The sequence below is a fragment of the Streptomyces sp. BoleA5 genome (genome assembly GCF_000373665.1).
GTDB lineage: Bacteria > Actinomycetota > Actinomycetes > Streptomycetales > Streptomycetaceae > Actinacidiphila.
The window spans coordinates 172,351-193,973 of record NZ_KB892135.1; the positions used below are offsets into that span (position 1 = coordinate 172,351).

The 21,623-nt window shown below is 75.4% G+C and carries 16 protein-coding genes and 1 pseudogene; 10 read left to right on the top strand and 7 right to left on the bottom strand.

Going from position 1 to position 21,623, the window contains the following annotated elements; all coding sequences use genetic code 11:
• Window positions 1-2 precede the first annotated feature (2 nt).
• The 4 genes from B085_RS0134500 to B085_RS0134515 all read left to right on the top strand — a co-directional run bounded on the left by B085_RS0134500 (window position 3) and on the right by B085_RS0134515 (window position 7,338).
• Window positions 3-902 (top strand): NAD-dependent epimerase/dehydratase family protein, encoded by a 900-nt coding sequence (locus B085_RS0134500; RefSeq protein ID WP_018563168.1) that lies wholly within the window; start codon window positions 3-5, stop codon window positions 900-902.
• A gap of 26 nt (window positions 903-928) precedes the next feature.
• On the top strand, window positions 929-2,212 hold the full coding sequence (locus tag B085_RS0134505; protein WP_018563169.1) for a condensation domain-containing protein: 1,284 nt from the start codon (window positions 929-931) through the stop codon (window positions 2,210-2,212).
• A 45-nt stretch (window positions 2,213-2,257) separates the two neighbouring features.
• Window positions 2,258-3,334 carry a carboxylate-amine ligase gene (locus tag B085_RS0134510; protein ID WP_037733033.1) on the top strand — a complete coding sequence of 359 codons (1,077 nt, stop codon included), beginning with the start codon at window positions 2,258-2,260 and terminating at the stop codon, window positions 3,332-3,334.
• Window positions 3,335-3,660: 326 nt separating this feature from the next.
• A complete protein-coding gene (locus tag B085_RS0134515; RefSeq protein ID WP_018563171.1) occupies window positions 3,661-7,338 on the top strand; it encodes a CHAT domain-containing protein in 3,678 nt (1,225 codons plus the stop codon).
• Window positions 7,339-7,351: 13 nt separating this feature from the next.
• Here B085_RS0134515 and B085_RS0134520 read toward each other — a convergent pair whose 3' ends face one another.
• The 3 genes from B085_RS0134520 to B085_RS0134530 all read right to left on the bottom strand — a co-directional run bounded on the left by B085_RS0134520 (window position 7,352) and on the right by B085_RS0134530 (window position 9,149).
• Window positions 7,352-7,651, bottom strand: a complete 300-nt coding sequence (locus B085_RS0134520; protein WP_018563172.1) for a YciI family protein — start codon at window positions 7,649-7,651, stop codon at window positions 7,352-7,354.
• Between the two features lie 65 nt (window positions 7,652-7,716).
• Window positions 7,717-8,616: a hypothetical protein gene (locus B085_RS44750; protein ID WP_018563173.1), complete on the bottom strand. Its 900-nt coding sequence runs from the start codon at window positions 8,614-8,616 to the stop codon at window positions 7,717-7,719.
• A 167-nt stretch (window positions 8,617-8,783) separates the two neighbouring features.
• Window positions 8,784-9,149 (bottom strand): hypothetical protein, encoded by a 366-nt coding sequence (locus B085_RS0134530; RefSeq protein ID WP_026251744.1) that lies wholly within the window; start codon window positions 9,147-9,149, stop codon window positions 8,784-8,786.
• A gap of 33 nt (window positions 9,150-9,182) precedes the next feature.
• Between B085_RS0134530 and B085_RS0134535 the strand changes: the two genes are divergently transcribed.
• Both B085_RS0134535 and B085_RS44755 read left to right on the top strand, forming a co-directional pair.
• Window positions 9,183-10,043, top strand: a complete 861-nt coding sequence (locus B085_RS0134535; RefSeq protein WP_018563175.1) for a phosphotransferase enzyme family protein — start codon at window positions 9,183-9,185, stop codon at window positions 10,041-10,043.
• 57 nt (window positions 10,044-10,100) lie between these two features.
• Window positions 10,101-11,744, top strand: a complete 1,644-nt coding sequence (locus B085_RS44755; protein WP_063741125.1) for a hypothetical protein — start codon at window positions 10,101-10,103, stop codon at window positions 11,742-11,744.
• Here B085_RS44755 and B085_RS0134545 read toward each other — a convergent pair.
• The 3 genes and pseudogenes from B085_RS0134545 to B085_RS49775 all read right to left on the bottom strand — a co-directional run.
• Window positions 11,725-12,438: a 3'-5' exonuclease gene (locus tag B085_RS0134545; RefSeq protein ID WP_018563177.1), complete on the bottom strand. Its 714-nt coding sequence runs from the start codon at window positions 12,436-12,438 to the stop codon at window positions 11,725-11,727. The two genes, B085_RS44755 and B085_RS0134545, sit on opposite strands and share 20 nt — an antisense overlap.
• Before the next feature lie 234 nt (window positions 12,439-12,672).
• Window positions 12,673-13,920, bottom strand: a complete 1,248-nt coding sequence (locus B085_RS0134550; protein ID WP_018563178.1) for an SAV2148 family HEPN domain-containing protein — start codon at window positions 13,918-13,920, stop codon at window positions 12,673-12,675.
• A 124-nt stretch (window positions 13,921-14,044) separates the two neighbouring features.
• A pseudogene (locus B085_RS49775) lies at window positions 14,045-14,500 on the bottom strand (copper amine oxidase); the annotation flags it as partial.
• Window positions 14,501-15,107: 607 nt separating this feature from the next.
• Here B085_RS49775 and glgX point away from each other — a divergent pair.
• The 4 genes from glgX to B085_RS44770 all read left to right on the top strand — a co-directional run bounded on the left by glgX (window position 15,108) and on the right by B085_RS44770 (window position 20,932).
• Window positions 15,108-17,228 (top strand): glycogen debranching protein GlgX, encoded by a 2,121-nt coding sequence (gene glgX / locus B085_RS0134565; RefSeq protein WP_018563181.1) that lies wholly within the window; start codon window positions 15,108-15,110, stop codon window positions 17,226-17,228.
• Between the two features lie 51 nt (window positions 17,229-17,279).
• Window positions 17,280-19,706, top strand: a complete 2,427-nt coding sequence (gene treY / locus B085_RS0134570; protein WP_018563182.1) for a malto-oligosyltrehalose synthase — start codon at window positions 17,280-17,282, stop codon at window positions 19,704-19,706.
• 156 nt (window positions 19,707-19,862) lie between these two features.
• The gene (locus B085_RS0134575; RefSeq protein WP_026251746.1) at window positions 19,863-20,345 is read left to right on the top strand and encodes a VOC family protein; all 483 of its coding nucleotides are present in this window, start codon (window positions 19,863-19,865) and stop codon (window positions 20,343-20,345) included.
• A 44-nt stretch (window positions 20,346-20,389) separates the two neighbouring features.
• Window positions 20,390-20,932: a hypothetical protein gene (locus B085_RS44770; RefSeq protein WP_018563184.1), complete on the top strand. Its 543-nt coding sequence runs from the start codon at window positions 20,390-20,392 to the stop codon at window positions 20,930-20,932.
• A 20-nt stretch (window positions 20,933-20,952) separates the two neighbouring features.
• Here B085_RS44770 and B085_RS0134585 read toward each other — a convergent pair whose 3' ends face one another.
• On the bottom strand, window positions 20,953-21,507 hold the full coding sequence (locus B085_RS0134585; protein ID WP_018563185.1) for a DUF1707 and FHA domain-containing protein: 555 nt from the start codon (window positions 21,505-21,507) through the stop codon (window positions 20,953-20,955).
• Between the last annotated feature and the right edge of the window lie 116 nt (window positions 21,508-21,623).

Consider the following 21,623-nt stretch of genomic DNA (forward strand, 5'->3'; position numbering starts at 1 on the left):
TCGTGACCGGCGCCACCGGCTTCGTCGGCGGCCACCTCGTACGCCATCTCACCGCCCGCGGCCACGAGGTGACCGCGCTGGTGCGCGGCGGCCGCGACGTGCCCGGCGCCCGCAGCGTCCCCGGCGACCTCGTCACCGGCGCCGGGCTGGCCGTCGCGCTGCGCGGTGTGGACCGGATCGTCCACCTGGCGGGGGTCACCAAGGCCGGCGACCCGCGGGCCTACGCGGCCGTCAACGCCGCCGGGACGCGCCGGCTGTGCGAGGCCGCCGCGGCGGCCGCCGTACCGCCCCGCCTGGTGTACTGCTCGTCGCTGGCCGCCTCCGGCCCCGGGCGGCGCCGCCACGAGGACGCGCCGCCGGAGCCGGTCTCCGCGTACGGGCGCAGCAAGCTCGGCGGCGAGTGGGCGGTGCGGGACGCCGCGGACCGGCTGCCGGCGGTCGTGGTGCGGCCGCCGATCGTCTACGGCCCCGGCGACCCGGAGTTCCTGCCGAGGCTGGTGGCGGCGGTGCGCACGGGCCTGCTGCCCGCGGTCGGCAGGCCCGGGCCGCGGCACTACTCGCTGATCCACGTCGACGACCTGTGCCGGGCACTGATCACGGCCGCCGACCCCGCCACCACGGAGGTGGGCACCTACCACGTGTGCGACGGCACCGAGCACCGCTGGGAGGACATCGGCGCCGCCGTCGCGGCCGCACTCGGCCGCCGCGCGCCGCGGGTGGTGCACATCCCCGGGCCACTGGCGATGGCGGCGGCCCGGCTGTTCGGCCGCGCGTCGGCGCTCAACCCCGACAAGGTCGCCGAGGCGCTGCATCCCGCGTGGACCTGCGCCCCCGGCGGCCGGCTCCCGTACCGCCCCGCCGTCACGCTCCCCGAGGGGCTGCGCGGCGCCCTGAACCGCTGACCGCCCCGCGAGGAAGGGAGCATCCCGTGCGCCGCCGACTGTCCCCGTACGAACGCGTCATCTGGGCCGCCGGTGAGCGGCTCCCCGTCAACATCGCCGCCGTGGCACGCGTCGAGGGCCGCACCACGCCCGAGCGGGTCCGCGCGGCCGTGGCCGCCGTCCGGCGCCGCCACCCCCTGCTGGGCGTCCGGGTCGCCGACCCCGGGTGGTGGCAGGGACGGCTGACCACGGCCGGGGTGCCGGACCCGGCGGTGCGGGTGGTCCGGGACGGCGACGCGGGCGCCTGGTCCCGCGTGGTGGAGGAGGAGCTCCCGCGGCCCTTCGACACCCGCACCGGTCCCCTCGCCCGCTTCGTGCTCGTCGACGCGGGCGAGGCCTTCGACCTCGTCACCGTCTACCACCACCTGGTCGCCGACGCCGTCTCCGCGGGCGTCGTCATGCGCGACCTGCTGACGCGTCTCGGCTGCCCGGACCCGGCGGACGCTCCCCCGCCCGGCCCCGCGCTGCCCGCCGGCGCGCACCATCGGGCCGGGGCGGACGGATCCGGTGCCGGCCCGGTGCCGGTGCTGGCGGCGCCCGCGGACGAGCTGATCCCCGGCCCGCGCGCCCGCCCCGGGGACCTGCTGAAGACCGCCCGCGCCCTGGGCGGGCCCGTACGGCCGCCGTACCCCCCGGACGGACGGCTCGCCTACCGCGCGTGGTCGCTGGAGCGCGAGGAGACGGAGTTGCTGCTCAAGCGGTGCCGGGCGCAGGGCGCGACGCTGCAGGCCGCCCTGTGCGCGGCCTTCGCACGGGCCGCCGCGCCCGGCCGCCCCGCCCGGATCGCGGTCGCCGCGGACCTGCGCCGGGTGCTCGAACCGCCGCCCGGGGAGGCCATGGGCCTGTACGCGGCGAGCTTCGTCGTCCCCGTCGACGGCGCGGCGGACGACCTGTGGGCGGCCGCGCGCGAGGCCAGGACCGGAATCCACGCCCGGCTCACCCCGCAGGAGCTGCGGCCGCTCGTACGCGTCTTCCGGCTGACCTCGTTCCTCCCGCACCGCGCCGTCGGCGCGCTGCTGCGGCGCGGCGAGTCGCGCGGTCCCCGGTTCGACGTGTCCGTGAGCAACACGCGTCTGGACCTCCCCGAGGCGTACGGACCGCTGCGGCTGACCGCCGTCCACGGCGCCGCGCACACCAGCCTGTCCGGGGCGCCGCTGGTGATCGTGGTGGGGCTGGGCGGGCGGCTGTTCCTCAGCGTGACGTCCACGGCGGGCGAGGAGGCGCAAGCCCTGTGCCGGCGGGCCATGGACCACCTGCTGTCCGCCGGGTGACGCCGGCGGACGGGTAGCGGCGGGCTCAGCGGGTATCGGAAGGGGGTGGCACGCACCGTGGGAGTGGAAGAAGAGCTTCTCCTGGTGGACGCACGGTCCGGGGAACCGCGCGCGGTGGCGGACGCGGTGCTGGACGGCGGCCCCTGGTCCCGGGAACTGGTGGCCGAGCTGCAGCAGCAGCAGCTCGAACTGAACAGCTCCCCCTGCGTCACCCTCGACCAGCTCGGGGAGGAGCTGCGCGCCTGGCGCCGGAGGGCGGCCGGCCTCGCCCGCTCGGAGGGCGTCGCGGTGGCGGCGCTGGGTACCTCGCCCGTGGCGGTTCCGCCCCGGCTCACCCCGAGGGGCCGCTACCGCAGGATGGCCCAGGCCTTCGGCCTCACCGCGCAGGAGACGCTGACCTGCGGCTGCCACGTCCACGTGGGGGTGGAGTCGGACGAGGAGGGCGTCGCCGTCGTCGACCGCATCCGCCCCTGGCTGCCGCCGCTGCTGGCGCTCAGCTCCAATTCGCCGCTCTGGCAGGGTTCCGACACGGGGTACGCGAGCTATCGCTACCAGGTCTTCGGCCGCTGGCCCACGGCGGGCCCGACGCGGGGTTTCGGCTCCGCCGAGGGGTACCGCGCCGCGGTGTCGCGGCTGCTGGCCACGGGGATCCTGATCGATCAGGGCATGCTCTACTTCGACGCCCGGCTCTCGGCGAAGTTCCCCACGGTGGAGGTGCGCGTCTGCGACGTGTGCTCCGAGTACCAGGACGCGGTGGTGCTCGCCGCGCTGGTCCGCGGCCTGGTCGAGACCGCCGCCCGCGAGTGGGCCGACGGCCGCCCGGCGCCCGGCGACGACCTGGCCCTGCTCCGGCTGGCCTCCTGGCGCGCCAGCCGCTCCGGGCTGGACGGCGCCCTGCTCGATCCGCGCACCTTCCGCCCGGCGGGCGCGCACAAGGTCGTCGAGACCCTGGTCGGCCACGTCGAGGACGCCCTGAAGGACGCGGGAGACCTGTACATCGTGCGCGCCGGCATCGACCGTCTGACCTCGGTCGGCTCCGGCGCACGCCGGCAGCGCGAGGTGTACGCCCGCGGCGGCGGCGCCGCGGTCCTGCGCGACGCGGTGCGCCGTACGGCGGCGTGACGGAGCCGCCGCGCGGCCCTCGCGTCGAGGCGGATCCGCAGGCGCCGCGTGCGGTGTCGCCCCGGTCGTGTGCCCTCCCCTTGTGAACTGCGGCACGGCGGACGGCTGCGAGAGGCCTCACCCGGCAGGGCTGTGACCGCCGCTGCTGATGGGTGGCCGTGGTGTCGGCGGTGCCGGACCGGCCGTCCCCCTCGCGGGCGCGGCCGGCACGGACGCCGGGCCGGAAGGGCCGCCGTGGCCGGGGGCACCGCTGCGCCGAGTGAGCGGCCGGTCACGGGGGGCGCGCTATCCTGCCGCGACGTCGGCGAGGGGATCGGGGGCGGCTGATGGGGGACGCGCGGGGGGCCGTGGACCGCATGCTGACGCGCTTCGGGCTGGCGGAGCCGCCGGCCACCGCGCGCCTGGTCGACGGTGCCGGCACGACGCCCGCAAGCCTGCTCGAGGCGGCGGAGGGCCTGCTGCGGGAATCGTGGCGGGGCGGGGACGGTCGGGCCCCGGCCGCCGCCGCGCTCGCGCTGACGGTGCTGGGTCTGGACACGGCGGCCCGCGAGGATCCGTCGCGCGCCCGGCTCGTCCTGCATCTGCAGCTGGCCGACCGCACCCTTGCGCATGTGTACGGCGACTTCCGTACCGCCCCCGAGGTCCGCCATCACCTGGCGGCGCAGACCCAGCACCGCTCGCCCGACGACCTCGTGGCGGTGGCGGCCGTCTACCCGTCGGGTCCCGCGCAGCAGCCGTTCCGGCCCGCGGACCCCCTGGAGCACAGAGTGGCGGAGCTGCTGGCGACGCTGCCCCCGGACGATCCGAGCCGCCCCGGGCTGCTCGCCCGGCTCGCGCACTGCGCCCTCGTCCGCTACGAGTGCGGGGCCACGCACGAGTTGCCGGTGCTGTGGGCGCGCGCACGGGAGGCCTTCGAAGCGGTCACCCCCGGCCACGTCGACGCCCCGGACGCGGGCCGGGTGGCGGTGCTCGCCGGAGTCGCGCAGGTCCGCGCGCACCCGCGGGACCGGGAGGCGGTGGACATCGCCGTACAGGCCGGGCGACTGGCGCTGGCAGCCGCGAGCGGGCGCACCATGGGCGGGCTCCGGGACCGGCACGAGGTGCGCGGCGTCCACTTCGCGCTGGCCGTGGCGCTGATGTGCACGCTGCCCCGGGCACCGGCCCGGGCGACGATCGACGAGGCGATGGGCCACCTGGAGGCGTACCGGGCCGAGGGACTGCCGGACGAGGACGGGGCCTACGAGGTGAACGCGGCCTCGCTGCTGGCCGCCCGCGCGGTCATCGCCTGGGAGGTCGCGGACGCCGCCGAGGCGGAGCGGATGCTGCGCGCGCTCCTGGAACGGCTGCCGCCGGGCCATCCGCTGCTTGCGCACATCGCGCAGAAGGCGGCAGCGGTGGGCGAACTCCGCAGCAGGATGCGGCTCCTGCCGCGCGCACTGGGCTCGGTGGCGACCCGGTTCCTGCCGATGATGGTGCGCTTCGCGCCCGCGCTGCCGCCGGTGCACCTGCGAACGCCCCTGCCGCGGGACGACGTCCGGGCCGGCCCCGCTCCCGCTCCCGAACCGGTGCCGGTGCCGGCGCCGGTGCCGGCGCCCGGGCCGCAACCGGGTGACGACGCGCGTGACGACGCGGGCGAGGACCTTTTGACGCGCTTCACCTCGGCCTTCCCCGTCCCTCCCGAACTGCAGCCCCTGCTGAGGGCCATGGCCAAGGGTCCTGGCACACCCCAGGGCATCGATCCCGCCTTCCTCGCCGACGCAGAGCGGCAGTTGCGCGGGGCACTGGAGCGGACGGAGGCCGGAAGCCCCGAACGGGCCCAGACGGCGAGCCTGCTGATGGCGCTCATCGCGATGCGCTACACGGCCGACCAGGACCCGGCCGTGATCGAGGAGGCGGCCGCGCTGGGCGACCGCGTCCTGGCCGAACTCCCCCACGGCACCCCGGAACACGCCCGTCTGCTCCTCGCCTCGGCGCCCTGGCAGCACATGCGGGCGGTGCTCGCCATGGACTCCGCGGCCCTCCGCGCCTGCTGCGCGGAACTGCGCGCGGCGCTCGACCGGCTGCCAGACGACGCGCCGGAACGCGCCGCGGGCGAGGCCGAGTACGCCAACGCGCTCACCAACCTCGCAGGGCTCACCCAGGACCCCGCCCTGTCCGCCGAGGCGCGCCGCAGGATCGCCGACGCCTCGCGGCGCGTGGAGCGGACCCCGGGCCTGACGGACCTGCTGGGCGGGATGGTGGCCTCCTACGGCCACTGGGCGGACTACACCGACGCCACGGTCCGCGGGGACCGGCGGGCGGCACGGGCGGCCGAGGTCGCGCTCGCGGCGGAGCCCGGCGGCGAGATGCCGGCGCTGCGGTTCGAGGTGGCGCGCATCGCGATGGCCGACGCGCTGGAGCACCACGACTGGGCGGCCGCCGCCGACGCGGCGGCGCGGGCCCTGGAGACCCTGCCGTCGGTGGCCTCGCTCGCCCTGACCCGGCAGGACCGCCGGGCATACGTCGGCGGCGCGCTGCTCGGCCGCCGCTACGCCATGGCGCACCTGCGGACGGACGGCGGCGACCCGGAGGGGGCGGGCCGGCCGGACCCGCTGACGGGCACCAGCCTGGGCCGGACCGGCTGCGCCGCGGCGCTCGCCGCGGGACGGCCCGCGCAGGCGCTGGCGCTGCTGGAGCAGAGCCGGGCGGTGCTGATGGGCCAGGACCTGGAGGCCCGCGCCGACCTGACCGCGCTGTCCTCGGCGCATCCCCTGCTGGCCCGGGAGTTCTCCGCGCTCGGGAGACGGCTGCGGCGGGCCGAGGCGGGCGAGGACGTCATGGAACGGCACGTCGCCGCCGCCGAGTGGGAGGCGCTGCTGATGCGCGTCCGCGGCACCGCCGGCTTCGAGCGGTTCCTGATGCCGCCCACGGAGCGGGAGATGCGGGAGGTGGCCGCACAGGGACCGGTCGTCGCGGTCAACGTGGACCGGCTGCGCTGCGACGTCGTCGTCGTCACCCGGGAGCGGATCTTCCACGTGCCGCTTCGGGAACTGACGGAGGGACAGCTTGCCCTGCGGGCAGCGGAGTTCCTGGAGGCCGTGAACCTCCCGCGCAGCGCGCCCGAAGAGGAGCACGACCGCGCCCGCGAACTCGTGCTGGACACCCTCGCCTGGCTCTGGCGCACGGTGGCCGAACCGGTGCTCACCGCCCTGGACCTCACCCGCCCGCTCCCGGGGGACGCCCCCGCGTCGGCCGCTCCCCGGCTGTGGTGGTCGGCCTCGGGGCCCCTGGCATACCTGCCGCTGCATGCCGCCGGGCTCCAGCGCAAGCACCAACTGCCCGACGGGCGGACCGTCCTGGACCGGGTGGCCTCCTCCTACACCCCCACCCTGCGCGCCCTGCGGCACGCCCGGCAGATCTCCTCCGGCCGCACCGGGGGACGGCTGCTCGCGGTGGGCCGGCCCACCGGCACGGCGGGCTCGGCGGGCACCTCGGCCCGTGAGATCGCCGCGATCGAGGACGCGCTGGGCGGCGTACGCGCCCTCGAGGGCGAGGCGGCCACACCCGAACGCGTCCTGGCGGCCCTGCGCACCGCGCGCTGGGTGCACTTCGCCTGCCACGGCGTCAGCGACCCGCAGGACCCGTCCGCCAGCCGCCTGCTCCTGCACGGCGGGCCGCTGAGCGCCGGGGACGTCTCCCGGCAGGAACTCCTCTACGCCGAACTGGCGGTGCTCCTCGCCTGCCACACCGCCCGCACCGGGCACCTGCCCGACGAGGCGGCCCACCTCGCCTCCGCCTTCCAGACCGCGGGCTACCCCCAGGTCGTCGGCGCCCTGTGGGAGGCCGACGACGCGGTCTCCGCGCTCCTGTCCGCCCGCCTGTACGCCGCGCTCCGCGCCCCGGCGCCCGGCGCCGTCGCCCCCGCGGACACCGGCCGCGCCCTCAACCACGTCGTCCGCGCCCTGCGCACCCGCTACGCCCGCTCCCCCGCGGCCTGGGCCCCCTTCGTCCACATCGGCCGCTGAGCGCGACGGGACGTCAGGCTCCGCCGAGCAGCCCGGCCAGGACCGGATGAACGCGGGCCGGGTCGACGGTGGTGACCGTGTACACCGCGACCCCCGCGGTCACCAGGGGGTCCTCCGCGGCGATCCGCTCGACGGCCCGGCGGTCCGCCCCGCGGGCGAGGATCACGCCGCCCTCGCACGAGGGCACCGTCTGACCCGAGAGCAGAAAGGTGCCGGCGCGGTGGTGGCGTTCCAGGAACGCGACATGGGCGGCGACGAACGGGCCGGCGTCCTCTTCCCGTCCGGTGTACGTCAGGAACAGCAGGTGCAGCATCCTCGTCCGATCTCCTGGCGGGCCGGGCGGCCCGGCGCATCGTGCCGACGTTCCCCCGGGCGCGCTCACCGGCGGCGGCGCAGCACCAGGTCGAGCTCCCGCCACGTCGCCGGGGCGACGGGCCCCGGCGGGACGGCGATCCCCACCGCGCGGGCGACGGAGCGCAGGCGCAGGTCCACGACGGCGTCGGCGAGGTCCGCGAGGGCGAAGAGCCGTTCGCGGCCGAGCCACCAGGCGGCGAGGACGACCACGGCGCCCGCGACGAGGGCGGGCCACCACCCGGTGGCGCAGGCCAGCGCCGCGTACAGCAGGCCCCATCCGCACAGCCGGGTGGACGCCTCGAAGGCACCGGCCGCCGTACGGATCTCCCCGCGGTCGGCCTCCGTCGCCGATAGCCACAGACGCGGCCAGACCGCCGTGAAGGGCACCGCGTAGTACGCGCCGACGCGGTGCTCCAGGGCATGCATCCGGTCGCCCATGCGGGTGGGACGGGCCGGGGGCAGGGGCGCGATCCGGTCCCGGCGCGCCTCGGCGGCGCGGGCGGCGGCCAGTTCGGCCTCGTCGCCGTCGCGTTCGTGGTTCCGCAGGTGGGCGACGACCTCCGCGTCGGCGCGTTCACGGCGGGCGCGGCGGCGGCGCACGAGCCGTTCCCCCGCCCCGCCGGGCCAGGGCCCGAGCCAGAGCACCTGGACCGCGCGGGCCAGGGCCTGCACCGCCAGGCCCGGTACGACGGCGAGCAGCAGCACGGCGGCCAGGGCCAGGAAGAGCCCGGCCCCGCCGTGGGCGTCGGTCCAGTCCGCGTAGCGCTCGACCTCGCGCAGCAGGCGGCCCACGTCGAACGGCCGCCCGCCGCCCAGCACATGGGCGGCCCACGCGGTGCCGAGGAAGAGCAGCCCGGGCAGCGCGAGCAGGGAGACCCAGCGCTCGGCGAGCTTCCCGCCGATCTCGTCCAGCAGACCCGCCACCGCGCTACGACCCGCCTTCCGGATCCCTGCGGCGTCGCGTCGCCCGGCGCGCGCGTCCGCCCCGAGGCCCTGGCGCGCCGGCCGCCGGCACCGGCCGGCTTCCGCGCTCTACGGCTGCGCGCACCGGACACCCCTCCTCTTCCCCCACGGGAACCCGCAGGGCGGGTCTAGTACCAGACGGATCGCAGTTCGGCGTCCCAGATCTCGCAGCGCGGGGTGGTGACGGACGCCGTCGGGTCCGCGCTGCGGGCGCAGAGGCCGCGCGGGCAGCGGTGGCGCAGGATGCCGCCGCCCCCGCCGGTCGTACCGGGCACCTGGGAGTAGCCGCCGGCATAGGTGCGGCCGTCGACGACCCGGACGCCGAGCCGGTGCCCGAGGTCGGTGACCGCGTCCATGTCGCCGGCGCCCCGCCGCACGGTCTCGGTGACGGCCTCGAGTTCGGCCGCGTCGTGCGGGTCGGCGCTCGCGCCACGCGCCGCGCGGCGCAGCCGCGGCAGCATCTCGCAGAAGGCCATGACGTCTTCCTCGGTCACCGGGCCAGCCTACTGATCTGCGATCATTGCCGTATGGCGTTCACCGAAGAGCTCGCCCGGGCCGTGCTCGCGGCGGACGGGCAGGACGGCGCGAGGCTGATCGCGCTCGGCGAGAACGCGGTGTTCGAGCTCGCGGACGGCGTGACCGTCGCGAAGGTCGGCCGCGGTCCCGAACTGCTGGACCGGGCCGCCCGCGAGGTGCGCACGGCGTCCTGGCTGGCCGCGCACGGCGTTCCGGCCGTCGGAGCGGCGGCGCCGGAGGCCCGGCTGGTGGAGGGGCACCCGGTCACGTACTGGGAGCGGCTGCCGGACGCCGTACGGCCCGCGGAGCCCGCCGACCTCGCCGCGCTGCTGCGGCTCGTGCACGCCCTGCCCGAGCCGGACTTCGCCCTGCCGCCGCGCGACCTGCTGGACGGTGTGGAGCGCTGGCTGCGGCTGGCCGGAACGGCGGTCGACCCCGCGGACGCCGCGTATCTGCGGGAACGCAGGGACGGTTTCGCCGCCGCCGCGGCCGCGCTGGTCCCGCACCTCACCCCGGGGCCCGTCCACGGCGACGCGCTGCCGCGCAATGTGCACGTCGGCCCGGGCGGTCCGGTCCTGGTGGACCTGGAGACCTTCTCCGCCGATCTGCGCGAGCACGACCTCGTCGTCATGGCGCTCAGCAGGGACCGCTACGGCCTCACGCCCGACGCCTACGACGCCTTCACGGCCGCCTACGGCTGGGACGTGCGCGAGTGGGCCGGCTGCGCGGTGCTGCGCGGCGCGCGGGAGACGGCGAGTTGCGCCTGGGTGGCGCAGCACGCGCCGGGCAACCCGGCGGCGCTCGCGGAGTTCCGCCGGCGGGTGGCCTCGTTGCGGGACGGCGATCCGTCGGTGCGCTGGTACCCCTTCTGACCCCTTGGCGCCGCCCGGGCTGCGAGGATGGGCACTCCTCCAGTCAGGGCGGTGTCCATGCCGGATTCGTCGATCGTCCACCGTGTCCTCGGTGACCGGCCCTTCGCCGAGATTGGTGTACCGGACGTCGCCGTCGCCGACGAGCGGCTGGGACGCCTCGTCGTGGGCGGCGACCTGGGATGGATCCACTGGCCGGCCTCGGGACGGGCTCCGATCGACCGCTGGCCGCGGTACCGCGTCGGCGTCTACGACGCGCGGGACCTGCGCTGCCTGCATGTGCACGCCTGCCCGTGGCCGGTGATGTCGGCGGCCTTCCACCCGACGCTCCCGCTGGTGGCCGTGGGTGTGGGCCGCTACGACGGCAGTTGGGACTTCGAGGGGCAACTGCTGCTCATGGACGTGGAGTCGGGCCGGGTCGAGCCGCTCCTCGACGGCGGCCGGCAGGTGACCTCCGTGCGGTGGCTGGACGAGCGGCGGCTGCGCCTGGTGGTCTCGCCCGAGGACAAGGACTGCGAGCACGCCTTCAGCCACGGCTTCGAGTCCGTACTGGAACGTGACGACTGGCGGGCGGTGCCTCCTCGGTCCGCCGGGTACCGCGAGGTGATGGGCCCGCGCGTCCGGTACGAGGGGCCGCTGGACCGGAGCCGCGCCCGGGCCCTGCTGACGGAGCACGGCAACGCCGTGGGGAGGGCGTGGGAACCGCGCCGCCAGGTACGGGCGGTCGAGGTGCTCGGCGACGGCCGGGTGCTGGCCACGGCCGAAGGCACGCGGCTGGAGTGCCGGCTGCCGTCGGGGGACCTTCAGTGGGCCGTCCCGGACCTGGACGGCGCACGGCAGATCCACGTCGGCGCAGACCAGGCGTCGGCCTGGGTCAATGTGCTGCACACCGTGCGCCCGGCCGGGTCGGGGTGGCAGGGCCACGGCACGCTGGTCGAGCGGCTGTCACTGGCGGACGGACGCTCCCTGGAGGCCTTCGACCCGGGTCACGCCGTGACGTTCACCGCGAGCCGTGACGGCCGGCTCGTCATCCGGGAGGGCTCGCACGACCAGCGGGGCGGCCGAAGCCGCCTCCTCGCGTCCGACGGCACGGAGCTGGCGCGCTTCACGCTGACCGCGAGCGACTTCCGCCTGCGGCGCGGCACGGAGCCGCTGTTCGTGCGGGATCTCCACGGTGTGCCGCGGGGCCGGGCGTGGGTCTGCGCGCTCGCCGACGGGCAGCCGGGCGCGGAGCCCGCGCTGCGCGGGCTCTTCGCCCTCGACTGGGAGACCGGGCGCGGCTCGCACCTGTTCCCCGGCCCGGCCGTCCAGCTGGACGGCAGCGCGCTGGCGCAGGCCGCCGTGGTCCGCGACGACGAGGAGACGCTCGCGCGGAACGCCTTCGTGGTGCGGCGCCGGCTTCCGGACGGCGCGCCGGAGTGGGTGTTCGCCGCCGACGAGCCGGTCACGGCCCTGGACGCGGACGAGGACACCGTCTACGCCGCGCACCGGTCCGGGGAGGTCGTGCTGCTCGACGTGCGGACCGGCAGTCAGCGCGGACGGCACCGGCTGCGCGTCGACGGGCACGTGGTCGTGCCCCTGTCGCTCGCGGCGGCCGGTGCCGGCAGGCTGCTGGTCGGCACCGTGGACGGGCGGATCCTCGACTGCGACACGGCGCCCCCGGCCTCCCCGCGGGGACCCTCGGTCACCTCGGCCGGGGGATGACCGGCCAGGCCTGCTCGACGACGGCCGCCGGGTCGGCGGTGCGCCGCAGATACGCCTGGAGGGAGGCCGACTGCTCGGCCGCCGCCCGGACCTGAAGGGCGTGCAGGTCCGCCAGCGCCATCAGGCCGACGGGCTCGTGCCGCTCCCCCATGCGGCGCACCACGCGGGCCGCGGCCACCGCGTCGGCCCGCGCGTCGTGCGCGCCCTCCAACTCCACCCCGTAATGGGCGCACAGCGCCTGCAGGGCCCGCCTGCCCTTGCGGTACTTGTCGACGTGCTTGTCGATGACCAGCGGGTCGATGACGGGCGCGGGCACGCCGCCCAGCCGTTCGCCGACCGACGCGACGCCGTGCCGCCGGCATTCGCGGTCGAGCAGCGACAGGTCGTAGCGGGCGTTCATCACCACCAGCGGTGTGCCCGAGCGCAGCACCTCGGCGACGGCGTGGGCGATCTCGCCGACCGCCGTGCCGGCCGGGGCACCGTGCGCGCGGGCGTGGGCGGTCGAGATGCCGTGGATCGCCGACGCCTGCTCGGGTATGGCGACGCCCGGGTCGAGCAGCCAGGTGCGCTCGTGCGAGACGGCCCCGTCGGCCTCCAGCCGGACGACGGCGGCGGTGACGATATGGTCGGTCTCGACGTCGGTGCCGGTGGTCTCCAGGTCGAACGCGACCAGCGCGTCGCTGATCCAGCTCATCGCGCGGCCCCCGTGCCCGCGGAGTCCCCCGCGCCGCGCGGGCGGATGCCCGCGGTCCTCCTCCGTCCGGTGCCGGCCGGCCTTGCCCGGCGTCGTCCCATGCCCATTGGCGTACGTCCTTCCCGCTGTTCCCCCGTGTGTCGCTCCATCATCCCGCGCGCCACTGACACTGCTGCGGCCGGGCTGCGGGAGAGGCCCGCCCGGGGCCGTCCGCCGGGGCCGGCCACCGGGCCGTCAGGAGACCGGACGGGAGTCGGCCCAGACGCCCTCGAACTCCTCGCGGTAGATCTCGAACAGCCCGTGCTCGGCCTCAGGGGTCTCGCCGGCCCTGGTCTGCACGAGTTCCCGCGGCCCGCCGCGCAGGATGAGCACCGGCGCCTCCATGCCGCGGGCCTTGCGCAGATAGGGCTGGACGACCGCGATGCCGTCCGAGGTGTCGCCGTCCACGAGGTAGGCGGTGAAACGCGGGGTCTCGTCGAAGACCCGGATCTCGAACGCGGCGGTGTCCCGCAGCCGGGCCCGCACCCGCCGCATGTGCATGATGTTCATCTCGACGGAGCGGCTGAGTTCGCCGCGGCCGAGCCCGAGTTCGCGCTCACGCCGGCGGACGGCGCTGCTGGCCGGGTTGAGGAACAGCAGCCGCACCCGGCAGCCGGACTCCGCCAGCCGCACCAGCCGCTTGCCGGAGTAGTTCTGCACGAGCAGGTTGAGCCCGATGCCCACGGCGTCGAGCCGCCGCGCGCTCCCGAACAGGTCCTCGGCGGGCAGTTGCCGCTGCAGCCGCACGCGGTCGGGATAGACGCCGACGACGTCGGCGTAGCGGTCGGCGACGAGCTCCTCGACGGCGTCCACGGGCAGCCGCTCGGCGGAGGGGTAGCCGGGCCCGGAGCCGAGCACGTCCAGCAGCCGGGCGGCGGCCCGCTCGGCCTGGTCCAGGACGGTGCGGGACAGGGCCCGGTTGCGGGAGACGACGTGCCGGGCCACCTCCAGCTCGTCCAGGGCGAGTTCGAGCTCACGGCGGTCGTCGAGGTAGGGCTCGAAGCACGGCCAGTGCTGGACGGCGAGCTCGCGCAGCTGCGGCAGGGTCAGGAAGCTGAGGATGTTGTCGTCGGCCGGGTCGAGCAGGAAGCCCTTGCGCCGGCTGACCTCGCGCACGGCGGCGGCCCGCTGCACCCACTCGTGACCGGCCGGGCCCGCGGCCGCCACCACCCACTCGTCGCCGTGCACGGGTTCGTAGATGGGGCGCAGCACGGCGTTGACGACGGCGCGCAGGCGCTGTTCGACGAGATTGAGCCATACGTACGCCCGTCCGGCGCGCCGTGCGCGGGTACGCACCTCGGCCCACTCGTCGGCGCCCCAGTCCAGTTCCGCTCCGATCTCCAACGGCAGTGCGAGGGCGGCCGTACCGGTGCTTGCCTCGCCGATGCCGCCGCCCGGGTCCCCCTGATCACCACCACCGGGGAGCACCAGACCTCCCGACATCACGACTGCACCCGCCTTCCCGCCCCCGTCCACGATCAAGGAAGGGTACTGCGGGGCGGGAGGCGGTGCAGCCGTAACGACGCTACTTCACCACATGCTTACCGGGTCCGACGGGGCCGGACGGTCACTGTCCCCGTCCGTTGCGGCCCGAGAGTTCGTCCGGTGTGAGCGGGCTCATGGCCGTCACGTCGCGCGGCGCGAGCCGGAAGCCCTGCCAGTGGATCGGCATGGGCGTCTGGTCCTCGTCGCGCGGGATGTGGTGGAAGCCGACGTTGACCCACATCACCGGGTGCGTGAGGGCCTCGCCGTTCGCCCACTTGTCCACCGAGGTGCCCCGGCCGCGGCAGGCCGGGTCGCTGTTGCCGCTGGACAGTCGCTCGCAGGCCCGTTACTGGGTGACGTACAGGTCCTTCGAGGTGTAGGCGTGGGCGTCGTACCGGTCGGAGTGCTGCTGGACCAGCTCCCAGGAGCGCGGATGCCGGTCGGCGTTCTTCCCGGCCGTGGAGACCACCCGCCACCAGCGGCGCGGCGCGGAGTCGGCGGCGAGCTCCTTGGTGACCGGGGTTCTGGTGGTCTTCAGGACGGCGGAGCCGGCGCCCCGGCCGGCCCTCCTGGTGTCGACACAGCGCGTCGCGGTGGTGCAGGGCTATGGACTTCGCCCGGTCGACCTCTGCCTTGGTCAGAGGCCCGAGACCGCTCTGGTGTACGCCCTCGGGCGCCTCGTCCTCCGTCGCATCACCGCTGCCCGCGTTCTGCCGTCCCGGCGCTCCCGGCCCGGCGGCGGGGCCGCCCGTCGTGGAGTGGTCGTCGCCGGAGGCGTCACGCGGCAGGGTGATCCCGATCATCACCGCCGTGGCGGCGACGGCAGCGACGGCGCCCCACAGGGCGCGCCTGATTCCGCGCCCGAGCCCTCCCTTTCGCGGTGAGGAACGGCTTTCCCCCTGATCCGTCACGCAGGTCTCCCCTGTGTCGTACCGTCGCTCGTATCGACGGCACCTCGACGGCACAGGTTGCCCCGGGACGGTGGATTCTTGCGGCAGGCAGGGGAAGTGGGACACCCGTAACGGGGAAGATCTTGGCGATTCCATACCGGGAGGGGCCCGATTGCGTGACGATGCCCTTTCGGCACCGATGTGGCCGGGGTGCGGCCTACCGGCGCCCGGCGAAGAAGTGGAAGAGTCGACGACATGCAGGTCTGGCCGGGTCAGGCATATCCCCTCGGCGCCACGTACGACGGCGCCGGCACCAACTTCGCGGTCTTCTCCGAGGCCGCGGAACGGATCGAGCTGTGTCTGCTGCACGACGACGGCTCGGAGACCGCCGTCGAGCTGCGCGAGGCGGACGCCTTCGTCCGCCATGCGTACCTCCCGGGCGTCATGCCCGGTCAGCGCTACGGATTCCGCGTCCACGGCCCCCACGAACCGACCCGGGGCCACCGCTGCAACTCCGCGAAGCTGCTGCTGGACCCGTACGCGAAGGCGATAAGCGGGACGATCGACTGGGACGAGGCGGTGTACGGCTACCGCTTCGGTGAGCCCGAGTCCCGCAACGACCTGGACTCGGCGCCGCACACCATGACCTCCGTGGTGGTGAACCCCTACTTCGACTGGGCGGAGGACCGCAGTCCCCGCATCGACTACCACCGCACCGTCATCTACGAGGCCCACGTCAAGGGCCTGACGATGCTCCACCCGGAACTGCCGGAGGAGATCCGCGGCACCTATGCGGCGCTCGCCCACCCCGCGGTGATCTCCCACCTGACGGAGCTGGGCGTCACGACGCTGGAACTGATGCCGGTCCACCAGTTCGTCCACGACCACCGCCTGGTGGACGCCGGGATGCGCAACTACTGGGGCTACAACACCATCGGCTTCTTCGCCCCGCACAACGCCTACGCCTCGATGGGCGACCGCGGCCAGCAGGTGCTGGAGTTCAAGACGGCGGTGCGCGAGCTGCACCGGGCGGGCATCGAGGTGATCCTCGACGTGGTGTACAACCACACGGCCGAGGGCAGCCACCTGGGGCCGACGCTGTGCTTCCGGGGCATCGACAACGCCTCGTACTACCGGCTGGCCGAGGATCCGCGCTACTACACGGACACCACCGGCACGGGGAACTCGCTGCTGATGCGCAGCCCCCACGTCCTGCAGATGATCATGGATTCGCTGCGCTACTGGGTCACCGAGATGCACGTCGACGGCTTCCGCTTCGACCTCGCGGCGACCCTGGCCCGGCAGTTCCACGAGGTGGACCGGCTCTCCTCGTTCTTCGACCTCGTGCAGCAGGACCCGGTGGTCAGTCAGGTGAAGCTGATCGCGGAGCCCTGGGACGTCGGCGAGGGCGGCTACCAGGTGGGCAACTTCCCGCCACTGTGGACGGAGTGGAACGGAAAGTTCCGCGACACCGTGCGCGACCTGTGGCGCGGCGAACCGGCCACGCTGGCCGAGTTCGGCTCCCGGCTGACGGGCTCCTCCGACCTCTACCAGGACGACGGCCGCCGGCCGCTCGCCTCCATCAACTTCGTGACCTGCCACGACGGCTTCACGCTACGCGACCTGGTGTCGTACAACGACAAGCACAACGAGGCCAACGGCGAGAACAACCGGGACGGCGAGAGCCACAACCGCTCGTGGAACTGCGGCGCCGAGGGCGAGTCCGAGGACGAGGACGTGCTCGCCCTGCGCGAGCGCCAGATGCGCAACTTCATCGCCACCCTGATGCTCTCCCAGGGCGTGCCGATGCTCGCCCACGGCGACGAGTTCGGCCGCACCCAGCAGGGCAACAACAACGCCTACTGCCAGGACAACGAACTGGCCTGGGTGCCGTGGCCCAAGGAGGGCGACGCGGACACCGAGCGGCTGCACGACTTCACCCGCCAGATGGTGTGGCTCCGCCGCGACCATCCCGTCTTCCGGCGCCGCCGCTTCTTCCACGGCCGGCCGGTCGAGGGGACGCACGACGAGCTCTCGGACATCGCCTGGTTCACCCCTGAGGGTGAGGAGATGGCCCAGGACGACTGGCAGGAGGCCCAGGCCAACGCGCTGGTGGTCTTCCTCAACGGCAGCGCGATCTCCGAGCCCGGCGACCGCGGGGAACGCATCGGCGACGACTCCTTCCTGCTGATGTTCAACGCCTGGCACGAACCGCTGGACTTCGTGGTCCCGGTCAACCACGGCAAGGAGTGGCAGGTGGTCGTGGACACCCAGCGCCCGGAGGGCGTGGCCCCCGGCTCGGGGCGCAAGGTGACCCAGGGCGACCGGCTGCGGCTGGCCGACCGGAGCATGGTGGTCCTGCAGCGCCCGGCGTAACCGGCCGCCCGATGTGATGGGCGTACCGGTCGGCGGGGTAGTCAGTCCTCCATGACAGAAAGCGCCGCGACCCCGCCGACCGCTGTCGTCCCCTCCGTTCCGAGCGCCACCTACCGGCTCCAACTCCAGCCCGACTTCCCCTTCGCCGCGGCCGAGGCCGTCGTCCCCCGTCTGGCGGCGCTCGGCGTCTCCCATCTGCACCTCTCCCCGGTGCTGCAGTCCGTTCCGGGCTCCACGCACGGCTACGACGTCGTCGACCACACCCGGGTGCGCGAGGAACTGGGCGGCGAGAAGGGACTGCGGGCGCTGGCCCGCACCGCCCGCGCGCACGGCCTCGGGCTCGTGCTGGACGTGGTGCCCAATCACATGGCCGTACCCGCGCCCGAGCACCTGGCCCGGCCGCTGTGGGAGGTGCTGCGGGACGGCCCTCGATCCCCGTACGCGCGCTGGTTCGACGTCGACTGGGCGGCACAGGGCGACCGGCTGCTGCTGCCGGTGCTGGGCGGCCCGCTGGAGGAGGTGCTGCCCGACCTGCGCGTCGAACGCGACCGCGCCGCCGGCGCGCGGGTACTGCGCTACCACGACCACGCCTTCCCCCTGCGCCCCGGCACCGAGGAGCTGCCGCTGCGCGCGCTGGTCGACGCCCAGTGGTACCGGCTCGCCTGGTGGCGGCAGGCCCGCACCGAGCTGAACTACCGGCGCTTCTTCACCATCTCCGAACTCATCGCGGTCCGCGTCGAGGACGACGAGGTCTTCGCCGCCACCCACGCCACCCTGCTGCGCCTGCTGGACGAGGGCGTTGCCGACGGCCTGCGCATCGACCACCCGGACGGCCTCGCCGACCCCGCCGGCTACCTGCGGCGGCTCGCCGACGCCTCGAACGGCCGCTGGACGGTGGTGGAGAAGATCCTCACCGGCGACGAGCGGCTGCCGGCCGGCTGGGCCTGCTCCGGTACGACCGGCTACGACGCCCTGGACCGGCTCGACGGGCTGTTCACCGACCCGGCGGGCGTCGAGGAGATCACCCGCTGCTACCGCGGGTTCACCGCCGCCCCCGCCGACGCGGGCGGCGAGTGGGCGCCGACCGTACGGGCCGCCGCCGAGCACATCGTCACGCACGACCTGGCTGCCGAGGTGGACCGGCTCACCCGCTCCGCCGTCCGCGCCACCGGGCTGGAGCCCATCGCGCTGCGCGAGGCCCTCGAGGCGACGCTCGTGCGACTGCCGCGCTACCGCCCGTACGTCGTCCCCGGCGAGCCGGCGGACGCTCAGGACACCGCGCTGCTGGAGGCCGCCGCCGGCGCCACCGGGCTCCCGGCGGCCGGGACGGTGTGCGACCTGGCCCTGGGCCGCCACCGGGGCGGCGGCCAGGCCGCGGCGGACTTCACGGTGCGCTTCGCGCAGGTCTCCTCGGCGCTGCGCGCCAAGTCCGCCGAGGACACCGCCTTCTACCGCTACCACCCCCTGCTCAGCCTCAACGAGGTCGGCCGGGAGCCGGACCGCCCCGCCACCTCGCCCGAGGAGTTCCACGCCTTCTGCGAGCGGTTGCTGCGCGACTGGCCGCTCACCGGGACGGTGCGCTCCACCCACGACACCAAGCGCAGCGCCGACGTCCGCGCCCGGCTCGCCGCGCTGAGCGAGCTGCCCGGCGAGTGGGCCGACTGGCTGGGCGAGGTCTCGGCGAATCTGCGGGAGTACCTGGAGCACCGCGGGATCCCGTGCCCGGAGCGCCATGTGGAGTACCAGGCCTGGCAGTACGCGGCCGTCTTCTGCGACCCCGGCGTGGCCGACCTGGTGGCGGCGACCATGCTCAAGTCGGAGCGCGAGGCGGGCCTGCGGACCTCGTGGACCGAGCAGCAGCCCGAGTACGAGCGGGACATGACCGGCTTCGTCCGGGAACTGGTCGGCGGACCGGCCGCCTTCGCCACCGAGCGCATCGACCGCGCCCTGCGCGGGCCCGAACGCGTCAACGTCCTCGGCGCTCACCTGGCGCACCTGACCATGCCGGGCGTGCCCGACGTCTACCAGGGCGACGAGGAGCGGCAGCTGCTGCTCGTCGACCCCGCCAACCGCCATCCGTACGACCCGGGCACGGCCGCGGGCGCGGGCGCGGGCGAGGGCGAGGGCGCGGGCGAGGTGAGCGAGAAGCGGCGGGTGACGGAGTTCGCCCTGCGCCTGCGCCGGGCGCGCCCGCAGTGGTTCACCGGCCCGCAGGCCTCGTACGAGCCGCTGTACGCGCGTGGCCCGGCCGGGGAGCACTGCGTGGCCTTCGTCCGCGGGGGCCGGGCGCTCACGGTCGTCACCCGGCTGTCGCGACGGCTCGCGGACGCGGGTGGCTGGCGCGGCTCGGAACTGGTGCTGCCGGAGGGGGTGTGGACGGAGGTGCTGACGGGCCGTCCGTTCCAGGCCGTGGTGCCGCTGGCGGAGCTGCTGGAGCGGTTGCCGGTGGGCCTGCTGGTGCGCGACGTGGACGAGTGACGCCTCGGGGCGGAAGACGGTCCGGTGCGCGGGGTCACCCGACGGGGCGCGGGGCGACGGGTTGCTGACGACCCGTCAATCGCGGTCGTCGGCCGCCCCTCGGCACGCCGCTTCCGCCCCGCGTCCCACGACCGGACGCGCTGTACGGTATGCCGCATGTATACCGATATTCCCTTCATCCCGCGTCTGGCGGGGGTGCACCACGTCACGCTGCCCGTCGGCGATCCGGCCCGGTCGCAGGCGTGGTACGAGCGGGTCCTCGGCCACCACAGGATCGCGGAGTTCACGGAGGGCGGCGCCTTCGCCGGCGTCGCCATGGCCCACCCCGGCGGCGGGCCCGTACTGTGCCTGCGCCACGACCCCGCCCTCGCGGCCGCCTCCGCGGGCTTCGCGTGGTTCTCCCTCGGCGTCCCGGACCTCCCGGCGCTGGAGGCGCTGGCGGCCCGGCTGGACGCGCTCGGCGAGCCGCACGGCGCCGTCGTCCGCACCACCCGCGGCTGGCTCCTCCCGCGACTGCGCGACCCGGACGGCCACGAGTTGCGCTTCGCCACCGCCGACGAGGGGCCGCCGCCGTTCCGCGGGCAGGTGCTGCGCCTCGCGGGCGGCCGGGAGGCGGCACTGCGGTCCCGCACGGCCTGAGCGACGCGGACCGGACTGTCGGACCCCGCTGTTAACGTCCTGCCATGGACGCCTCGGAAGCCCTGCTCACCCGCATCGAGAACGACCCGGTCGCGGCCTCGGGCCTCACCCGCACCGCTGACTTCGACATCACCAGGCGCGACCCGATCGACGAGCTGCGCCTGCCCTCGGGCCTCGCGATGCGCCCCATGGCGGGCGACGCCGCCGGCGGCACGTTCTACCTGTGCGGCGAACCCGGCGACGCAGAGCGGCCCGTGGTGTACGCGGACTCCGAGGGGCAGGCGGCGCTGATCGGCGCGGACCTGCCCGAGGCGGTGGAGCTGATCGTCTCCTGCCCGGTGTGGTGGCGTGACGTGGACTCGGGGCTCTCCCCGGAGAAGCTGGACGCCGAGGCGCGCGAGGACCAACCGGACCTGGACCGCGAACGCGCCGAGCTGGTCGCGGCCCTCGGGCTGACGCCCCCTCCGGTCGAGGAGGTCGTCGCCCGGCTGCGGACGACGGCGGCCCGCACGGCGCCGGATTTCCTGCCGTACACGGGCGGGGGCGACGGACCCTACGACACCTACGAGCCGATGTTCGGGCCGTGAGCCGCGCCGTGGCCCGGGGCTCAGGCGGTGGCGAGACGGAAGCTCATCGCCCCGAAGGTGACCTGGTCGCCGGGGCGGACGGCGGCCGCGCCCATGACGCGGTGGCCGTTGACCCAGGTGCCGTTCATCGAGCCGAGGTCGCGCAGCACCCACAGGCCGCCCTCGTGGCTCAGCTCGGCGTGGAAGCGCGAGGTCGAGGAGTGGCTGAGCCGGAAGGTGCACGACAGGTCCCGGCCGATCCGCACCGGAAAGGGGCCGGGGGCGGGCAGCAGCAGGGGCGGCAGCTGCTGGACGGCCCAGGCGAGCCTCATGCGGGCGCGGAAGGCCGAGGTCTTGGTGACGGCGCGGACGACCGAGCCCGTCAGCCTCGCCCAACGGCCCTGCGGTGGCGGCAGGTCGGCGATGAGTGCGGCCAGATCGGCGGAGTGCCGGGCCTCGAGCGCGAGTCCCATACGGCGCACGAAGGTGTCGTGGGACAGCCGTCCGTCGACGGCACCCTCGCGAAGTACCTCGATGGCGCGTTCGCGTTCGGCGTCGGTGGGACGCGGCGGGTGCGTCGGGAACTCATAGCTCACCTGCGTGATTGTCGGGCCGCGGAGGGCGGGGTGTCCAGAAGGTGCGGCCCGTGCGGCGGCACCGTAAATTGCCTGGACGCCTCGGGGCCCGCCTGGCTACGGTGGGCGCACGCCCT